The 18,502-nt window shown below is 46.4% G+C and carries 23 protein-coding genes and 1 riboswitch; of the genes, 14 read left to right on the top strand and 9 right to left on the bottom strand.

Annotated features, from left to right (window positions below; all coding sequences use genetic code 11):
* Positions 1-213 precede the first annotated feature (213 nt).
* From CEG13_RS11955 to CEG13_RS11940, 4 genes are all read right to left on the bottom strand, one after another.
* Positions 214-684 (bottom strand): NUDIX hydrolase, encoded by a 471-nt coding sequence (locus tag CEG13_RS11955; protein WP_100012112.1) that lies wholly within the window; start codon positions 682-684, stop codon positions 214-216.
* Positions 685-726: 42 nt separating this feature from the next.
* On the bottom strand, positions 727-1,377 hold the full coding sequence (locus CEG13_RS11950; protein ID WP_100012111.1) for a uridine kinase family protein: 651 nt from the start codon (positions 1,375-1,377) through the stop codon (positions 727-729).
* A gap of 40 nt (positions 1,378-1,417) precedes the next feature.
* The gene (locus tag CEG13_RS11945) at positions 1,418-1,978 is read right to left on the bottom strand and encodes a hypothetical protein (protein WP_100012110.1); all 561 of its coding nucleotides are present in this window, start codon (positions 1,976-1,978) and stop codon (positions 1,418-1,420) included.
* Between the two features lie 171 nt (positions 1,979-2,149).
* Positions 2,150-3,247: a M24 family metallopeptidase gene (locus tag CEG13_RS11940; protein WP_100012109.1), complete on the bottom strand. Its 1,098-nt coding sequence runs from the start codon at positions 3,245-3,247 to the stop codon at positions 2,150-2,152.
* A 160-nt stretch (positions 3,248-3,407) separates the two neighbouring features.
* On the opposite strand from CEG13_RS11940, the gene CEG13_RS11935 reads away from it, so the two are divergent.
* Complete coding sequence (locus CEG13_RS11935) at positions 3,408-4,088, top strand: metal-dependent hydrolase (protein ID WP_100012108.1); 681 nt, start codon at positions 3,408-3,410, stop codon at positions 4,086-4,088.
* A 35-nt stretch (positions 4,089-4,123) separates the two neighbouring features.
* Here CEG13_RS11935 and CEG13_RS11930 read toward each other — a convergent pair whose 3' ends face one another.
* On the bottom strand, positions 4,124-5,335 hold the full coding sequence (locus tag CEG13_RS11930) for a PulJ/GspJ family protein (RefSeq protein WP_100012107.1): 1,212 nt from the start codon (positions 5,333-5,335) through the stop codon (positions 4,124-4,126).
* A gap of 140 nt (positions 5,336-5,475) precedes the next feature.
* Here CEG13_RS11930 and CEG13_RS11925 point away from each other — a divergent pair, with 140 nt between their 5' ends.
* The 12 genes from CEG13_RS11925 (at position 5,476) to CEG13_RS11870 (ending at position 15,279) form a co-directional block, all read left to right on the top strand.
* Positions 5,476-5,928, top strand: a complete 453-nt coding sequence (locus CEG13_RS11925; protein ID WP_158234677.1) for a type II secretion system protein — start codon at positions 5,476-5,478, stop codon at positions 5,926-5,928.
* Entirely contained in the window at positions 5,912-6,346 is a 435-nt protein-coding gene (locus tag CEG13_RS11920) for a hypothetical protein (RefSeq protein ID WP_100012105.1), read from the top strand. The genes CEG13_RS11925 and CEG13_RS11920 overlap by 17 nt, the downstream gene beginning before the upstream one ends.
* On the top strand, positions 6,343-7,968 hold the full coding sequence (locus CEG13_RS11915) for a GspE/PulE family protein (protein ID WP_100012104.1): 1,626 nt from the start codon (positions 6,343-6,345) through the stop codon (positions 7,966-7,968). Before CEG13_RS11920 ends, CEG13_RS11915 begins: the two co-directional genes overlap by 4 nt.
* Positions 7,969-7,979: 11 nt before the next feature.
* On the top strand, positions 7,980-9,032 hold the full coding sequence (locus tag CEG13_RS11910; RefSeq protein WP_100012103.1) for a type IV pilus twitching motility protein PilT: 1,053 nt from the start codon (positions 7,980-7,982) through the stop codon (positions 9,030-9,032).
* Positions 9,022-10,218 carry a type II secretion system F family protein gene (locus tag CEG13_RS11905; protein WP_100012102.1) on the top strand — a complete coding sequence of 399 codons (1,197 nt, stop codon included), beginning with the start codon at positions 9,022-9,024 and terminating at the stop codon, positions 10,216-10,218. The genes CEG13_RS11910 and CEG13_RS11905 overlap by 11 nt, the downstream gene beginning before the upstream one ends.
* A gap of 46 nt (positions 10,219-10,264) precedes the next feature.
* Positions 10,265-10,348, top strand: a riboswitch (cyclic di-GMP riboswitch).
* Between the two features lie 31 nt (positions 10,349-10,379).
* Positions 10,380-10,769, top strand: a complete 390-nt coding sequence (locus tag CEG13_RS11900; protein ID WP_100012177.1) for a competence type IV pilus major pilin ComGC — start codon at positions 10,380-10,382, stop codon at positions 10,767-10,769.
* A gap of 86 nt (positions 10,770-10,855) precedes the next feature.
* Entirely contained in the window at positions 10,856-11,611 is a 756-nt protein-coding gene (locus CEG13_RS11895; RefSeq protein ID WP_100012101.1) for a prepilin peptidase, read from the top strand.
* Between the two features lie 14 nt (positions 11,612-11,625).
* Positions 11,626-12,531: a type IV pilus biogenesis protein PilM gene (gene pilM / locus CEG13_RS11890; protein ID WP_100012100.1), complete on the top strand. Its 906-nt coding sequence runs from the start codon at positions 11,626-11,628 to the stop codon at positions 12,529-12,531.
* Positions 12,532-12,547: 16 nt separating this feature from the next.
* Positions 12,548-13,102: a hypothetical protein gene (locus CEG13_RS11885; RefSeq protein ID WP_100012099.1), complete on the top strand. Its 555-nt coding sequence runs from the start codon at positions 12,548-12,550 to the stop codon at positions 13,100-13,102.
* Positions 13,083-13,619 (top strand): hypothetical protein, encoded by a 537-nt coding sequence (locus tag CEG13_RS11880; protein ID WP_100012098.1) that lies wholly within the window; start codon positions 13,083-13,085, stop codon positions 13,617-13,619. Before CEG13_RS11885 ends, CEG13_RS11880 begins: the two co-directional genes overlap by 20 nt.
* Positions 13,620-13,674: 55 nt before the next feature.
* Positions 13,675-13,902 (top strand): hypothetical protein, encoded by a 228-nt coding sequence (locus CEG13_RS11875; RefSeq protein WP_100012097.1) that lies wholly within the window; start codon positions 13,675-13,677, stop codon positions 13,900-13,902.
* Between the two features lie 69 nt (positions 13,903-13,971).
* Positions 13,972-15,279 (top strand): DRTGG domain-containing protein, encoded by a 1,308-nt coding sequence (locus CEG13_RS11870; protein WP_100012096.1) that lies wholly within the window; start codon positions 13,972-13,974, stop codon positions 15,277-15,279.
* 307 nt (positions 15,280-15,586) lie between these two features.
* Here CEG13_RS11870 and CEG13_RS11860 read toward each other — a convergent pair whose 3' ends face one another.
* Entirely contained in the window at positions 15,587-15,880 is a 294-nt protein-coding gene (locus CEG13_RS11860; protein ID WP_100012094.1) for a YtpI family protein, read from the bottom strand.
* Positions 15,881-15,969: 89 nt separating this feature from the next.
* Between CEG13_RS11860 and CEG13_RS11855 the strand changes: the two genes are divergently transcribed.
* Positions 15,970-16,908 (top strand): DHH family phosphoesterase, encoded by a 939-nt coding sequence (locus CEG13_RS11855; RefSeq protein WP_100012093.1) that lies wholly within the window; start codon positions 15,970-15,972, stop codon positions 16,906-16,908.
* A 346-nt stretch (positions 16,909-17,254) separates the two neighbouring features.
* On the opposite strand, the gene CEG13_RS11845 is transcribed toward CEG13_RS11855, so the two are convergent.
* From CEG13_RS11845 to ytrH, 3 genes are all read right to left on the bottom strand, one after another.
* On the bottom strand, positions 17,255-17,449 hold the full coding sequence (locus CEG13_RS11845) for a YtzJ family protein (protein WP_100012091.1): 195 nt from the start codon (positions 17,447-17,449) through the stop codon (positions 17,255-17,257).
* Between the two features lie 187 nt (positions 17,450-17,636).
* Entirely contained in the window at positions 17,637-18,140 is a 504-nt protein-coding gene (gene ytrI, locus CEG13_RS11840; RefSeq protein WP_100012090.1) for a sporulation membrane protein YtrI, read from the bottom strand.
* Positions 18,140-18,472 carry a sporulation membrane protein YtrH gene (gene ytrH / locus CEG13_RS11835; protein WP_100012089.1) on the bottom strand — a complete coding sequence of 111 codons (333 nt, stop codon included), beginning with the start codon at positions 18,470-18,472 and terminating at the stop codon, positions 18,140-18,142. Before ytrH ends, ytrI begins: the two co-directional genes overlap by 1 nt.
* Between the last annotated feature and the right edge of the window lie 30 nt (positions 18,473-18,502).

Raw genomic sequence — 18,502 nt, 5'->3', positions numbered from 1 at the left:
ATCTGATCTTCTGTAAACTTTTTCCTACTTTAAATTGTTTGTCGCTTAATATATCATCCACTCTAGTCATCTCCTGTTTTTGTTTTTAAAGTAGCAGTTATTCAACAATATGGCCCGTTTGCGGCACAGTGGCAATCGTTTTCAGTATAGAACTTTATTTCAAAGTAAACAACTTTATTTCTAAAGAACTTGAGTTGGTTTTACCAAAGCTTTTTACTGATTGTCCAATCTCCCCAAAAGCTGATACGGCCTAACTTCCCAGCTTTCATAAGGAATGCAGTTTTTCGCATTCATTGCATCAATCGTACGTGATTGCATATGTGGGCGAGTTATGTATGCTCCAATATTATCTTCATTTAAAGAGACAAATTTGGCTTCTTTAATTTCTTCTGGCTGTATTTTTAACTCACCGCCTTTATATTCGGCTTTAAAAACAACTGATAAGAGGTTGATTGAGGTGTTATAGTAAACTCCCGTAATTCCAACTGGCTTAATAACAATACCTGTTTCCTCAAAAACCTCTCTGCATACAGCTTTATCTAAAGGTTCACCTTCCTCCACCTGTCCTCCTGGTGATTCCCACGTATCTGAACGTTGATGAGTCTTAACCATTAGTGCTTCGCCATTCTCATTCGTGACATAAGCAGATACAGCAATGATATGTTTCGGGTGATTGTTTTCCATTTTCCCCTCCAATTTGGTTGTTATTGTCTTGCTTTCGCGTTCTTATTCCATTAGAGAATCGCTTTTTTCCAGGGTATATCCTTCATTAGAATTTTTGATCACAACATCAAAATTCCGGTGATAAGGATGCATGAATAAATCATATTGAATTCTTCGCTCTTCATGAGATTTTCTTAAGTAATTTAAATCTGTTCCTCTTTCAGAAATATCTCGGCTACTCCTCCTCATCAATTCGGTTTCACCATCGGTATAAAAGTATACCTTTAGATCAAATAAATCCGGATTTATAAATGCGACACTCATACCTTCTACAATATTCACTTTGTTTGCGGAGGAGAGTAAAATGCTTTCTCTATAATGAGTACCTATCGTATAAAAATCTATACCATCCCTTAGCATATTTATATCTCTTTCTAAAGCGGAGACATTATGCGCAGCAGGGTGGCAAGCTGTCATTTTATATTGATGATTTTCACTTTTATATTCATAATCTATTATTGCGTGCTTCCTTAAGTTCGATCCAATGATGTAAGGGTCAGTATTAAGATAATTTGTATCCCTATTCCCTAAGAGTTCTAAAAGGTTGTTTGCAAATGTTGTCTTTCCAGAAGCGCCATGTCCCGAAATACCAATAATTACTTTTTTGTCTGTACTTTTTATTGAATTAACTATCTTATCTAATACTTTATCCATAAAGTTCCTCACTTTTTTTGTCAAACCAGATTTTGATAACTCAATGGTTATTTATTATCTCTTCCGCAAACGCTTTGGCTTCTTCTTCGATATCTTCCTCTTCAACAAGATATTGAATTTCATATCCAATATCCTCGAAATTTATGAGCATGATGACTGCCTCAGTCCCTCTTTGTATATGCTGGTATTGAACTTCATGCCCAACGATTTCAATAACCTCAGCGTTCTGTAAAGTACCGGCCTCGTCCTTATAAACACTCAATAAAACAGCCGATTGGTCCATATATAATTCGCCATAGATAATTTCACGATCCGGGACTTCATCTTCCCATGCTTCTCTGAATTGATCATCTACTTGTTCATCTTGGGAAACTTTATATTCAATGGTAGCCTTCCACGGTTCCCCTCTAGCGGGTTCCCCGTCCTCAAACGTGGTATTATATTCAATGTGGGCATGGCCGATAGGGTAATCCAATTCAGGTAAATAAGGAGTCACACCTAAGTATTCATCAATTTCTCCACTAATTTCCGCCGTGTTAATGTATGCTTGCCCGCAGCCTGCTAACACAAACAACACAACAAGAAGCAAATATTTCTTCAAAAAACCTCCCCCTTTGAGCGAACCGTGAAAGCAGTTACATTTTTTCGGTATAAATACCCGCCCTCTATTTAATCTATGCAACATTAATTCCAATTTAACCCGCCAATCCAATCAAAGAGCACAAATAATAATTTGTACTCTAAAACTGAACTGTTTTACACGGATACATTTCTATTCAACAACACGCAATTCCTTCGGTGATTCTGTCAGGGTTTCCGGTCCTTTGTCGGTCATGAAAATCATGTCTTCAATGCGCACGCCGCCAGTATTCGGCACATAAATCCCCGGCTCAATCGTAAAGCACATGCCTTCTTTTAATGGAAGGTCGTTTTTTCCGTGCATGGAAGGGTACTCATGTGTTTCAATGCCCAATCCGTGGCCGACACGGTGGGTAAAATACTTTCCGTATCCCGCTTGTTCAATATGCTGGCGCGCTGCCTGATCGACCTGACCGACTGCAGTTCCGGTCTGAGCTGCTTGAATTGCTTTTTGCTCTGCAGTCAGCACAGTTTCATAGATGTTCCGCTGTTGATCGGTGATTGACTGAAAAGCAACCGTACGAGTAATATCCGAGCAATAGCCTTCGAAAATTACCCCAAGATCGAATAGTACCAGATCCCCTGATTCTATCTTTTTCCCAGTTGGGGTGCCGTGTGGCGAGGCAGTTTTCGTACCGGAGATGGCCATCGTTGAAAAGGACATCTGCTGCACGCCTTGCTTTTTCAGTTCAAACTCGATAGCAGCGACAACCTCAAGTTCACTGACGCCTTCTCTGATTGCCTTGATTCCTGTCTCGATCCCGAAATCGGCGAGTGTTGCTGCCTGTTTCAGCAGGGCATACTCTTTTTTGTTTTTGATTACACGGAGATTTGCCAGTATTTCCTGCGCATCCCGGATTTGTGTGTCAGGCAAAATGTTTTTCACCTGCTGGAATCGGTCAAGTGTAAGATGATTATGCTCCACACCCAGCGCTTTGGGGATGCTGTCGTTCTTCTTCAGCATTCCGGCAAACAGTTCCCAAGGGTTCTCATGATCCTGGTAGGGGATCATCTCATAGCGCCATCCGGCTTGCTTGGCGTCTTCTGCTTCCATGGCCGGTATGATTAAATATGGATCGTGTTCGGTGTTGATGTAGACGGCGAGCACCCGCTCATGCGGATCGCTGTAATGATTGCTTGTATAATATACATTTGCAGGGGATGTGATCAGCATCCCATCCAGACCATCTTTTTTCATTTCTTCCAATAATGCGTCCAGTCTGTTTGTCATTTCAAAATCCCACCTTATGTAATAAACTGTTTCCATTATAACAGAAAAAACGGAAAATATTTCTGGATATGAGCGGGAAAAAGATGAATAATTTCAAGTGGCACCGGGTATAGTCCATATGATGCGTTTTAGAAATTACCTATTATAAGGAGAGGTTAATGTGAAAGTATCCTATCATGGACACGCAGTAGTGAAAGTAGCAACAGATGAGCATAATATTCTAATTGATCCCTATATTTCCGAGAATGATGCATGTGATCTGGATGCCGGATCGGTGGAGGCAGATGTGATTCTCTTGACACACGGCCATAACGACCACGTGGGGGACACGGTGGAAATAGCAAAACGTAACGATGCACTGGTCGTGGCACCGAATGAACTGGCTAATTATTTGGCAACAAAAGGGCTGAACACCCATCCGATGCATATTGGCGGCAAGCATGATTTCGACTTCGGCCAGGTTAAATTTACCCAGGCGTTCCATGGCTCCGCTTATACGGAGGAAGATGGCAGCACTGTTTATACAGGTATGCCTGCTGGAATCCTGCTGACAGTAAATGAACGGACGATTTATCATGTTGGGGACACCGGCTTGTTTTCTGATTTACGATTAATTGGGGAAATGAATGAAATTGATGTGGCGTTTGTGCCAATTGGCGATAACTTCACAATGGGACCAGAAGATGCGCTGGTTGCATCCGACTGGATTGACGCAAAATATGTCGTGCCGGTGCATTACGACACCTTCCCGCTCATTGAACAGGACGGCGAAGCATTTGCGGAGAGCGTCCGGACTGGGCAGGGAAGAGCGATGAAAATTGGGGAAGAGATGGAACTGTAAATGACAGCCCGCGGAGAGGATCCGCGGGTTTTGGTTTAGTCGCAGCTGGCTGCGTTTTCTATGATGTCTATGTCGGGTATGACACCATCTCCATAGGTTACTTCTCCTTCAACACATATTTCAGCGTTGCTCCAGTCAAATCCAATATCATCGGCAAAATGTGCATCTCCCTGTATTATCAGGCCAGCATTATTTTGTAAACTTACTGGTCTGTTGAAAATGGCGTCTCCTGTTATAGTGATACTGGCATTGCTTTGAATTTCTACATCTCCATTAAAACTGGCATTTTCACCTATAGTAAGAGTTGCGTTCCCATGTAATGTCAGTTGATCTTCGGCAAAAAAGTAGCCATCTACTGTAATCCTACTGTTACTGTATGCCTCCAACTGAGCATAAAATTGTGCACTTGCACCAACAGAAAAAACTGCGTTGCTATCCAACCTCAACACGTCTTCGGCAACCAGGTGGCTACCGACTGTGACCCTGCTGTTACTGTGAATGTTTGCATGGCCACTTAATCTAACATTATTGCCTGCAATTAAATTCGATTCATTATACAAGATCGTACTCCCATCAATAAATAAATCTTTCTCTGCGTGAAAAATAACATTATTGAGCGTAAGATTGTTCCAGAACCAAGCAGAATGACCATGCACCATTATTTCCTGACACTTTTCCCAATCTCCGAATTCCTTGCTTCTCTCAAAAAAAATATTAGAATAATAATCACATTCATCCCCGGCTGGTTCATAATCTTCAGGGTTAGGATTTACAATATCTTCTCCAGATCCACCGCTGTCAATGATGACACTTACTTCATACGATTGCTTATTCGTCCAAACACTTTCAATAGTCAATGTTTCCCCTGAACTATGCTCTGTTGTCAACTGAATCGGTAAATTTTCCATAACAGGTACACCTTCAATAAGCCCGTTTCCGCTTACAAGAGTTTCGCCTCCGTCAATCACTACCCCTACCAATTCCAAACGATCGGATTCCTGATAGGGAAGATTAACTGTCTCCGTTTCCGCTGTTTCACTCATCCTTTGATAGGTATTTCGCAACTCACTCACCAGCACATTCGTATCCTGGGTCAACTCCACACGCCCGCTTGTCCAATCTTCCGTCTGCACCAGCTGGATAATTACCGAGGAAGCTAAGGCAATCACAACCGCGAAGAGCCCCAGTGCTGCCAGTAATTCGACAAGGGTTACACCTTTTTCATTGTTGAATTTTGCAAATCGCATACTTTTCACATCCAAAAAATGCTATAATAGGATAAAAGTCACTGAAAAATTGAATTTCTGACAATAACTGCGTCAAAAGTCTTAGTTCGTTCCTTTTTAGAATATCGCTAAAGCTCGCGGAAAACAAGGTGTGAATGCTCTTGAATGCTAAAATTAATAGATTAAAAGACAGCAGCGGATTTACCCTTATAGAAATTATAGCATCTATCGCGATTTTGGGGATGGTTATCGCTGTTTTTTCACCAATTTTTCCGCAAATAATCAGTTGGACACAAAACGCGGACACGGAACTTTCGGCAAGTAATCTGTTGGGACAAGCTGTTGAAGATGTGAAAAACAATGAGGAAATCCTGGGAAATTTGGACGAGTTTCCGGATTGTGAAGGAGAGCCTCTTTCAGTCAACGGAGACACGCTTACTTCCTATGAAATAAATGGCGAAGCTTATCATCCTGCAGTCTCACTGTGCCAGACAGATGAGGAGAAAACACTCCAACTGGTACGGGCACACATCCAAATTTTATCCGAAGATGGCGACCCTGTCAGTGAATCCTATACATATATTAAAGGTGATGCCAATGAAACGGCAGAATAACCAAACTGGTAGCGCGCTTGTGCTGACGCTGATGCTCATGACACTATTGATGCTGTTTGTTTTGACGCTGTTTTTCCAGGTCACCAATACGACAAGACAGGTCGCGATAATGGAGGAGCAGTTGGATGCGGAGTTAATTGCCGATATGGGGATTGATTTTTTCCGCAGTAAGGCTGAAGGTGCTGCTGCTTCCTACAATGGAACAGGCGATGACTTAGCAGAATATCTGGAAAAAAAACTAGAGCCACATGAGGTAGACCTTGGTGAGGAAAGGTCATTTGCCATTTCCAATATTCAACTGAACCTGACTAGTGGGGGCCCAATGACAATCACCTTCGAAAGCACAGGTAGCGCGCTTGAACGGGATGTAACCGAAGAGAGTGAAATTATTTTGACAGAAGGCGGTGAAGGACAATGATCACACGCAAACGTCTGGGAGACCTGCTTCAGGATGCGGGTTTGGTGACAGATGAACAGATTCAGGAAGCACTGAAAAGCAAAAAGAACGATCAAAAGCTTGGGGACGCCCTCCTTGAGCATGGGTTTATCACGGAACGGCAGCTGATTGAAGTGCTGGAATTTCAGCTGGGTATCCCTCACGTTTCGCTGTATCGCTATGCCATCGACAAGCGTGCACTGGAATTTGTCCCAAAGGAAATGGCTCAGCAAAATTTGATCATACCTCTGAAAATTCATGACAACTCCTTACATATAGCGATGAAAGATCCGATGGACTATTACATCATCGATGATCTTGAAATGGCGACAGGGTTTAATATTTCGCCGGTGATTGCTGCCAAGGACGATATTTTGTACGCAATTAACCAGCATTACTTTAAAGGTGAAGCGGATATGCCGATAGAAGATGTAACAAATGACACCGGTGCGCCGGCTGTCCGTCTTCTGGATGAACTGCTGCAGACAGGGGTGCAGCTCAAGGCCAGCGACATCCATATTGACCCGCAGGAGAACAATGTGCATGTGCGCTACCGGATCGATGGCCGGCTGCAGACAGGGAAAGTAGTCCCCAAGCAGCTGCAGCATTCTCTGATCGCCCGGATTAAAATTTTGGCAGACCTAAACATCACGCAAAAACGCCTGCCACAGGACGGAAGAATCAAAACAGCTGTTGGCTCCACGCCGGTTGATCTGCGGATATCCTGTCTGCCGACGGTCCATGGTGAAAAAATCGTTGTGCGGATACTTGACTTAAGTAATGCACTTTTGCAGTTGACTGAGATGAATTTTTCCCAAGAAAATTTGCGGAAATATGAGCAGCTGATCAGTCAGGCGTCCGGCCTGATTCTGCTGACAGGCCCGACCGGTTCCGGAAAAACATCGACACTCTATACATCGCTCCAGCAGTTGAATTCGGATGATGTGAATATCGTTACGGTGGAGGATCCGGTGGAATACCAGCTCAACGGAATTAATCAAATGCAAGTGAACAACGCGATCGATCTGGATTTCGCGACAGGTTTGCGCTCAATCTTGCGCCAGGATCCGAATATCATTATGGTTGGGGAAATCCGTGATCAGGAGACGGCCGAGATCGCCATCCGTGCCTCGCTGACCGGCCACCTTGTGTTTAGCACACTGCATACCAACAGTGCGATTGATGCGATTCCACGCTTGTTTGATATGGGAATCGAGCCGTATCTTGCCGTTTCATCGTTATCGGGAATTGTTGCCCAGCGGCTTGTGCGGAAAATTTGCCGAGACTGCAAGAGCGAGCGCGAGCCGACGGAAATGGAAAGGGAAATTTTCCGCAAAAATGGCGTCCCGGTTGAGCGGATGTATTACGGCAAAGGTTGCAGTGCCTGCCACCAACAGGGGTACCGCGGCAGGATTGCGGTGCAGGAAGTGCTTGTGGTGGATGACGCAATTAAACAGATGTTGCTAAACCACCAGTCGATGGCCGATATTAAAAGCTATGCCAGGGAGCAGGGGATGGCCTTTTTAATCCAGGACGGACTGGAAAAAATAAAAGCCGGTCAGACAACGATGGAGGAAGTCATGCAAGTATCGATCAGTTTCTAGGGGGAAAACGTATGAACGAGCAATTGGATGAGTGGCTGAGAGCCGCCTTTGAACAACGCGCCTCTGATGTCCATTTAACGATTGGCAAGCCGCCAATTTTTCGGATTAACGGAAAATTGATCGAGCAGAAGGAAGCGGTGATCAAGCCGGCAGTCACCAGGGAGATTATCCACGATATCTTGACAGGCGAACTGCTTGAGGCGCTCAAACAGACGCGGGAGCTGGATTTTTCCTATGGCATACACGGGGTGTCGCGTTTTCGGATAAATGCGTATTTCCAGCGAGGGGAGCTGTCTCTTGCAATCCGGATTGTGCCGACAAGCATTCCTTCCCTGGATGAACTGTTTCTTCCGGCGGCGGTTCGGGAAATTGGGCATTATCCCCAAGGGCTTGTGCTGGTGACAGGGCCGACCGGCAGCGGAAAAAGCACCACCTTAGCCGCAATGATTCAGCATATCAATCAGACGATGGAAAAGCATATTATTACGCTGGAGGACCCAATTGAGTATGTGCATACCCATCAACGTTCGATCATTGACCAGCGCGAGGTCGGGTTTGATACCAACAGCTTCGTAAATGGACTCCGTGCCGGCCTGCGTCAGGACCCGGACATCATTTTAGTAGGGGAAATGCGTGATCTGGAGACCATTTCCACCGCGATTACCGCTGCAGAAACAGGACATCTTGTGCTGGGTACACTGCATACGACTGACGCTGTCTCGACAATAGAGCGGATCATTGATGTTTTCCCGCCCGGTCAGCAGAATCAGATGCGCCTGCAACTGGCCACGATTTTAAAGGCGGTCATCTCGCAGCGTCTTTTGGTTACCAAGGATAATCTGGATAGGCGGGCGGCCACAGAAGTGTTGATTAATACCGCTGCGATAAAAAATCTGATCCGAAATAAGAAACTTCATCAAATCCAGAATGTGCTGCAGACATCGAAAGAGCAGGGGATGCACACATTGGAGATGGACTTACTTCGCTTACTGCAGCAGGGACAGATTTCCTATGATGCCGCTTCCCCTTACATGCCGGAAAGGAGTTTCCAGCATGGAATTTGATTACAGCGGAAAAACGCTCTCCGGCCAAAGGAAAAAAGGGAAGATCGACGCGGCAAGCAAAAGGGAGGCCCTTTTTCAGCTGGAAAGTGAAGGGCTGGTGATTGTGGAGCTCGGTGAAACAAAATCATGGAATCAGGAAATCGTGATACATAAAAAGGTGAATATCAAAGATTTTGTGTTGTTCCTGCGCCAGTATTCCACGCTAATTCACGCTGGTGTGCCGATTTCCGAGGCGACGAAAACGATGATGGAGCAAACAGAGAGCCGAGTGCTGGAAAATGTACTTGCCGATGTGGACAAGCAGTTGGACCAGGGACAGGCCCTGTCAGCTGCTGCGGAGCGCCATCCCAAGATTTTTCCGCCGCTTCTGATTAATATGATCGTCGCTGGAGAGGCAAGCGGTCGGCTGGATGAGATTTTAGAAAAAATGGCATCCTATTACGAGAAATCGCACCGCAATCGGCAAAAGGTGATCTCCGCTTTGCTTTATCCGACCATTGTCGGGATCATAACCATAGCCCTGAGCATCTTTCTGCTGACGTTCGTCGTGCCGCAGTTCGTTAACATGTTTGCGTCGATGGGCGAGGAAATTCCTGCATTCACTCAGTTCGTTCTGACGCTCAGTGACTGGGCTGTTGCTTACTGGTGGACCATTATTGCGCTGTTTTTGCTGGGCTGGCTTTGCTTTCGTTATCTCAAGCGCTATGATGGGTTTGTTTATCAAGTTGACCGGCTGAAACTGAATATTCCTTTTTTAGGAGTTCTGGTTCATAAAGGGACGCTCGTTCGCATGACGCAAACCCTGAGCACTCTGGTCAACAGTTCCGTGCCCATTCTGCAGGCGGTGGAAATTACGGAAAGAGTGGCAGGAAACCGTGTGATCGAGGCAGGTTTGGCAAGAGCGAGAAAAGCACTTGAAACCGGGGAGTCAATGGCAACTCCACTAAGGGAAGATAAAACATTCCCTCCGCTGGTCGTGCAAATGGTGGATATTGGCGAAAAAACCGGAACGCTCGATCAAATGCTGGCCAAAGCGGCAGAATTTTACGAGGAAGAAGTCGAGCAATTATCCAATCGAATTAAAGTATTGATTGAACCATTGATGATTATTGTACTGACAGTGATCGTGGGAGGAATTATTGCCGCGGTAGCCTTGCCTATGTTTTCCATGTTTGAAAATTTTTAGTAAAGTTGTAGATTTTTGCCAGTTGCTAGTTTATAATAGAATTAGGACTAAAGTAGGATGCGAGGATAGGCCATTTGTAGGTGGGCACTTGAATGGTCTGGAGCGAGTAGTGCAACCGGCCGACTAGTATTAATACTATTATTAAGAGAGGCGGCGATTTTTTGTTGAAGAAGATGCAGAAGTTCTGGAAGCAGCAAAAAGGGTTTACACTGGTGGAATTGCTTGCGGTGATTGCTATTTTGGGGATTATTGTGGCGATTGCTGTACCAGCGATTGGGAATGTTATTGCAGGTGCGGAAGATGATGCCGATGAGGCGAATATAGAGCTGATTGAGAATGCAGCAAGACTGGCAGATGTGAGCGGAGAATTTACTGATGATGAAGATGGGATGACAGTGGCTGAATTACATTCCACTGGCTATTTAGAAGAAATCCCTAGTAATCCTGCAGACGACAATCAGGTATATGCTGGTTCGGTAACGAAAAATGAAGATGGAATTTTTGCGTATACAGAAAGCTGGGAAGAAGTCTCAACGGATGAAAATCAATAGATTATATTAAGCGCCCAGGCAAAATTACCTGCCGGGCGTTTTCTTTCCATACATAGTTTGCTAGACTCGAACAAGGAGACAACAGCATGGACATCGCAATCATTTTCATATTCTTTCTGCTAGGGCTTATTTTTGGCTCTTTCTTCAATGTAGTTGGGCTGCGCCTGCCACAAAACATACCCTTCGCCAATGACCGGTCTGCCTGCCCGCACTGTCATACTCAACTGTCCTGGTATGAAAACATCCCACTAATCTCATTCCTCTTGCAAGGCGGAAAATGCCGGCACTGCAAACGAAGGATTTCCTTCATCTACCCGGCAGTAGAACTGTTCACCGGAGGATTATTCGCTATCAGCTATATAAATTTCGGCCTGGACTGGGAATTGCTGACCGCATTGCTCCTTGTTTCCATGCTGATGATTATATTTGTGTCTGATATCGCGTACATGCTCATTCCGAATAAGGTACTATTATTTTTTCTGCCGCTAATGATCGGGATGCGGATCATCGTGCCGCTTGAACCGTGGTGGTCGCCGATTGCCGGGGGACTGATTGGCATTGCGGTGGTTGCCCTGATTATCCTCGTCAGCCGCGGGGGAATGGGCGCAGGGGACATGAAATTGTTCGGCGTGCTGGGCATTGTGCTCGGGACGGAAAAGCTGCTGCTTACTTTTTTCCTTTCCTGTACGATAGGAGCGATCGTCGGGCTGGTGCTGCTTGTCGGCAAGGTGATCGACCGCAAGCAGCCGGTCCCATTTGGTCCTTATATTGTCGTGGCAGCGCTGATCAGTTATTTTTACGGGGGCGAGCTGATTCGCTTGTACCTTAACTTCTACATATAAGCAGGTGTAAAATCATGGGTTTGATCAAACAGGGCAGAGTGAATATCGTGCTGACCAGTCGTGTATTAAGGTATACGTTTAATAAAAATCCTTCTGTCGGCGGACTGCAATCCCACGGGGAAGTGCAATTACCGGAAGACACGATCAGAGATGGCCAAATCGTTAATCAGCAGGCACTTACAGCGGTTGTACGCCAGTTGGTGAATAAACATAAATGGAAGCGGAAAAAGCTTTACTTTGCCGTACCGGATGATACGGTAGTGATGCGCCAGCTTCAGGTGCCTGCCGCCCTCGCCAAAGAAGAAGCGCTGAGCTATGTCCATACCCACCTCGGCAGCAGTATTTACCTGCCGTTTGCTAATCCGTCTATTGCCATTGAAATGCTCGAGGGGGGCGGCGATCAGCGTGATGTGCTGTTGTATGCCTATCCGAAAGACAAGCTGACCGCATTTGAAAAAGTGTTCACGGAAGCTGGCTTGAAACCTGCTGCGGCAGATCTGACGTCCTTATCCGTGTACCGTTATTACTACCGGATGGCTGATAAGGGTGAGAAGCATGTTCTGCTGATCAACTGGAATCAAGACGCACTTGTGCTGACCGTTTTTCAGCGTGACAAAGCAATTTTCACCCGCCAAATGAAGATGGAGACGGGAGAAGCCGCAGACGAGACAGCAGCATTTCATGCAATGAATGAGTACCTGACCGAGATCGGCCGGATCATTGACTTTTATCAATTTTCCATTACCAAAGGAGAGGCCTCCATTACCCAGCTTGTCCTCTCCGGTGACGCACCGCTTATCGGGGCGGCCGGTGAAAGGCTGAAGGAGCGGTTCAACTTGCCGGTGCATCAATTTGCCAATGAAGAGCTGTCGGCAAAATACCTCGATGTCCTCGGACTGGCGCTGAAGCAGGATACATAGAAGGAGTCCGGTTTAGATGAACACAGAGATCAACCTGCTTGAGAAAAAACCGAAAAAATTCCTGCCTGTTCTTGTTTGGGGGCTGGTTTTCGCTGTATTGCTTGCAGCAGTCGTAATCCTCTTAATCATGCAACAAAATCACTTCGAGGATAGACTGGCTGCACTTGGTGAAGAACGTGCCCAAGTAGAGGCAGTATTGGAAGAGCAGCAGGTTCAGTATGCTGATGCCCGCCAGCTTGAGCGCCTTCAGCAGGGGATGGCAGAAGTTCAGCGGGAGGCCGTGCCAACGATTCCGCTGTATCAGGAAATCCTCAGCCTATTTTCTGCACAGGGGCAGCTGCTTGGCTATCATTTTACCGAAGAGAATTCGCTGGTGATCAATGGAGCCTTTGCCAGCCTCCAGGAAACGGCTGATTATATTGCCGACCTTCAGCAGTATCCGTATGCTGCTTACGTGAATCTGGACAGTGTCAGCATGATGGAAAATGCGTACCAGGCAACGATTCACGTAGGGATCGACCGGGAAATTCTGAGAGAGGTGCTTGGTACAAATGAAAATGCGCTGGACTAAAAAAAACTATATCCATCTTGCCCTAGGCACGGTTGCTTCACTCATAATCATTTACGCAATTTGCTATTATTCTCTTCTTTCTCCGCTTATCGCCGAAGTGACTACTGCCGAGGAGCAAATTTCCCAGCTGGAACAACAGGCAGAAATGGCAATGGAAGGTGCAGACGCATCTGAGGAGACAGAACTCACCGAAGCCCAGCTAAAGGTGCCGGCGACCAAATCTCCGGAAACCGTGCTGATTAATCTGGAGCAGCTGGCCGAATCGGCGGGAGTGACAATTGAGTACCTTGGGGCAATGGAACTCGAAGCGGCAGAGAAAGAAGAGGAAGAAAGTACAAGTCTTGAGACAACCAGCTACACCATGGATGCTTCAGCAGGTAATCTCTCAGACATCAATCGCTTCTTAGAAAGTATCACAGCAAGCGAGCGATTGATGCTCATCGATACCCTGGATGTTCAGCAAACAGAATCAGACGCCTTTGCCACTGTTACACTAAGAACCTTTTATCTGGAATAGAAGGTGATAAATCAACTCCCCGCTCATAAACTTTAATAAGAGGGGGGGATTTTTTATGCGGCACTATACAATACTGCGCCTGCTGCTCGCCGGTTTTCTGCTTTATTTTGCCTGGCCGGCGATACCTTCAGCAACCACGACAATCGAGCTGATCTTCTGGGGCGGCTGGCTGGGGTTTTTCTTGCTTGTATTTGGATCCAATCTGGCTACACTATTACAGATGATGCGCCCGCCGGTAATGGAACAGAAAGAATTAAGGCGGAGACAGCCCGCTAATCATTGAGTTAATCGCTATTCAACTGTATAATAAAAATTAAATACGGAGTAATACAGTTGAAAGTTGGTGGGCACTTTGGCAACGAAGCATGAGCAGATTATCAAGCATATTCATTCATTGCCTGTTGGAAACAAAATTTCAGTCAGGCAAATTGCCAAAGAATTGCATGTGAGTGACGGGACGGCATACCGGGCAATCAAAGAAGCGGAAAATCTCGGGATTGTCAGTACCATTGAACGAGTGGGCACGATCCGGATTGAACGGAAACAAAAAGAGAATTTTGACCGGCTTACGTTTGCTGAGGTCGTCAATATTGTGGATGGACAAGTATTGGGCGGCAGGGAAGGGCTTTATAAAACGCTGAACAAATTCGTGATTGGCGCGATGGAACTGGATGCGATGCTGCGCTATACTGAGGCCGATTCGCTTTTAATTGTCGGAAACCGCGTGAAGGCCCACGAGCTGGCACTTAAGGAAGGAGCGGCTGTTTTAATCACCGGCGGGTTTGATACCGATGAGCAAATCAAACAGCTTGCCGATGAAAAGCAGCTGCCGATCATTTCTTCCAGTTATGATTCGTTTACGGTGGCCGCCATGATTAACCGGGCGATTTACGATCAGCTGATCAAAAAAGAGATCGTGTTTGCCGGCGATATTCTCACACGGTTTGAAGATGCGTATTATTTGCATGCCAAGGATACGGTGCAGGATTGGTATGAATTGAATCAGACGTCCACCCATGCGCGTTTTCCGGTCGTGGATGACCGCGGCCGGGTAATCGGCATGGTGACAGCGAAGGATATTATAGGCAAGGAAAGCGATGTGGTGATTGACCGGGTGATGGTTCGCAATCCGGCTGTCGTCCAGGAAAAAACATCTCTGGCGTCTGCTGCACATTTAATGGTCTGGGAAGGCATTGAGCTCGTTCCGGTGGTTGATCCGTCGAACAAGCTGAAGGGAGTTATTTCCCGGCAGGATGTGCTGAAGGCCTTGCAGCAAATCCAGCGCCAGCCGCAAATTGGAGAAACGATTGATGATACAATCAGTGCCAATCTGCAGGCGTCGGATGAGGAAGAAGGAGTCTATCATGCCGAAGTGACCCCGCAAATGACCAACCAGCTTGGGACCCTTTCCAATGGCGTATTTACCGTGCTGATTACGGAAGCGAGCAGACGGCTGCTTGCCCATGAGAAAAAAGCCGATATGGTCGTGGAGAATGTCACGGTCTATTTCATGAAGCCGGTGCAGCTGGACAGTCAGCTGACGATCCGCCCAGAGCTGCTGGAGGCCGGCCGGATGTACGCCAAGATTGATATCGAAGTGCTCCATGATCGCAAAGTTGCCGGCAGGGGGCTGATTATGGCCCAGCTAATCCACCGGTGAACCAGAAATGCGGAAGCGCCCGTTTAGCGACGTATGGGCTGCGCCCCGACATGCGGGGTGGATCAGCGTTGCCGCGCAAAGCGGCGGTTTTAGCTGATCATTCTTTCGAAGGAGATAAAGGAAACATGCCTCTGCAAAAGGGGTATGCCGGCGTTGGCCGCAAAGGCCGTACTTAGCCGGCCTTCCTTTAACTTCGAGCCGATGTTGACTTATCGTACGAAGGTGAGGGAAGTCCACTAGTCGCTGAGTGCTGTAGCTAGACAAAAAAAGCTGACCCCATCATGTGTCAGCTTTTTCATCTATCCAATTAATCGGCTCTCACACGCTGCCATTCGCGCTTGTAGTGTTTTACCTCCCGGAAGCCGCGCACGAGCTGCATTCCGCCAAGCAGGAGGAAGACAATGCCGATAAACAGCGAAAGTCTTGTCTGGTAAAATAGATACTGGTTGATTGCGAAAAAAAATACAACGCTTCCCAGACAAATACGTGATCTTGCATTAAAATAGGCTTGGACGAGCCCATCTCTTTCTCTCAGAATCTGAACTTTATAATAAACCCATAAAACAGCAGAAACAACAATAATAATCGGGAAAATAACCATTCTATCTCTCCTACTTTAAAACGATACATATATTGTACCTTTTTTTCCTGGTACAAGCTACCAAAAAAACGATTGAAGGAGTTAAAAACATGACCATCAGCCAAATTATTGCAGACATCAAAGTATACGATACAATTATTATCCACCGCCACGTGCGGCCGGATCCTGATGCACTTGGTTCCCAGTCAGGACTGAATGCAATCATCCAGCAAACATTTCCCGAGAAACAGGTTTATGCCGTCGGGGAGGAAGAGGATTCTCTGAAGTTTCTTACGGAGATGGATCAGATCGGCGACGAGGTATACGAAAATGCACTGGTAATTGTCTGTGATACGGCAAATGAGGCGCGGATTTCCGACGAACGGTACAAGCTTGGGAAGAAACTCATAAAAATTGACCATCATCCGGATGTAGATGCTTATGCAGACCTGCAATGGGTCAGCACTGAAGCCAGTTCAACGAGTGAAATGATTTATGAGCTTTTCCTTCATGGCAAAGAAGAAGGGCTGAAAATGAATGATCAGGCGGCAAGGCTATTGTACGCCGGAATTGTTGGAGACACAGGACGTTTTCTTTTTCCAAGTACGACCGCGAAGACGCTAAAGTATACGGCCGATTTGGTCAACCACAAGTTTGACCGCCCGGAACTGTATGACGGACTTTACCGAATCAACCACCGCTTGGCAAGGCTGAAAGGCTATATCCTGCAGCATTTTACCCTCACGGAATCGGGCCTGAGTGTGATTAACCTGACGAAGGACATTCTCGAAAAACACCAGCTTTCGGCTTCGGAAACAAGCCAGCTAGTCGGTGTGCTCGGCGATATTGAGGGAATCAAGGCATGGGTCTTTTTTGTGGAGGAGGACGACCAGATCCGGGTGCGGCTTCGTTCCAAAGGTCCGGTCATTAATGGAGTCGCGGCAAATTACAATGGCGGGGGTCATCCGATGGCGTCTGGTGCCACTGTCTATACTTGGGAGGAAGCCGAAGCACTTACGGCCGATCTGGAAAAAGTCTGCAAAGGTTAAAAGAATGGCTGTTTAAGCACATTATCTATATCTAATCTGCTGGTGGTTTATGGAGCGAAGACTTCAGCGGGAAGGCGAAGACTTCAGCGGGAGAGCGAAAACTTCGGCGGGAGAGTGGAAACTTCAGCGGGAGAGTGGAAACTTCGGCGGGAGAGCGAAGACTTCAGCGGGAGAGCGAAGACTTCAGCGGGAGAGTGGAAACTTCGGCGGGAGAGTGGAAACTTCAGCGGGAGAGTGGAAACTTCGGCGGGAGAGCGAAAACTTCAGCGGGAGGTCACGAAAAAAGCACCAAAACAATAAAAAAAGCTGATTTCCGCCCTGCAAATGGGTGGTAATCAGCACCAATCTAACTGCTTATTTTATCTGTTAATGGAATGAACCAGCATCCGGTCCGTCCGATGTCGTAATGAACATGCAGATCTTCTCTCTCGATGTTCCGTTTCATTAAGCGAATGAGCTCATGTGATTCGGCATATGCCGAGTGTCCTTGTTTCAGCTGGGCGATTTTTTCGTCGCGCAAACGCCGCTGGGTGATAATCACGTCTACCCATCTCCTTTCATTAAAAAACCAGGCACACGCCAAATAGGACGTTAGCCTGCGGGATGCAGTCCGAAATATGCAACCATTTTCAGACATCTCCAGAAAAGATACGCTTTTCTAACTTCATTATATAAAAAAGTGTTGACAATTGCCACTGCTTTGCATGATTTTTCAATAAATGGTCACATTAACTGCCCTGCTCTGCTTCCACTTCAAGAAAAATGGTCTGAGACATAATCAGTTTGGTGACGGTGAAATAATACGTGAACTGATCGATGGAAAATCCTTTATTTTCAATAGTGGATACCAGCAGCCGGTCACTTCCAGCAATAAGTGACAAATCCTCGCCGATAAGATGGGAAAGCTCTTCCCTCAGCATTTCCTCCAGCTGATGAACAATCAGCCGGTCCAGGCTTAGTTCTTCTCCGTTGGTGATCGTGATTTCCACTGCCTCCACGGTTACTGGTTCCGCTGTTCGGTCATCCAGATTTTCATTATCCTCCAAGAGTGCCGCATTCTGATTTTCCAGCTCCATCACCCGGGATTCCAGCTCCAGATTCTGCTCCAGGAGCTGCTCATACATGGAGCCGTACATGTAAATGAAAATCCAATACGAGAGAATCGCTCCAATAACCGCTCCAGCCAAAAACCGCTGCCACGTTCTTTTTTTATGGTAGGGAGGGACATGCATCAGCCGATATCCTCCTGGATCAGCCATTCAAGCAGCATGATGGCAGTCTTTACCCCGCCCATTGCAGATAAAATCAGGAGAATCTGTTTAAATAAATCCATCGTGGACCCGTCGAGTATGCCGCGTTCAAAATTGGAAATCGCATCAAATGTGCCGCCGATCGCCGCAACAATTGCCCAGATGCGCAGGTTTTTGGCAATCCGGCCGATCGATGTCAAGGGTGCATTGCCTGTAGCAAACTCGCCAATGCTTCCGATAATCGATCCGCCGATAATTACCCCAAATGCAATAAAATAACAATGAATGAATGAGGCAAAGAAACGTTCTTCCATAGCTGCACCCCTTCCAGAGGCTTGTTCTAT

This window comes from Lentibacillus sediminis (assembly GCF_002763455.1).
Classification (GTDB): domain Bacteria; phylum Bacillota; class Bacilli; order Bacillales; family Amphibacillaceae; genus Lentibacillus_D; species Lentibacillus_D sediminis_A.
The sequence above is the reverse complement of the archived record's forward strand: the minus strand, read 5'-3'. Positions and strand labels throughout refer to the sequence as shown.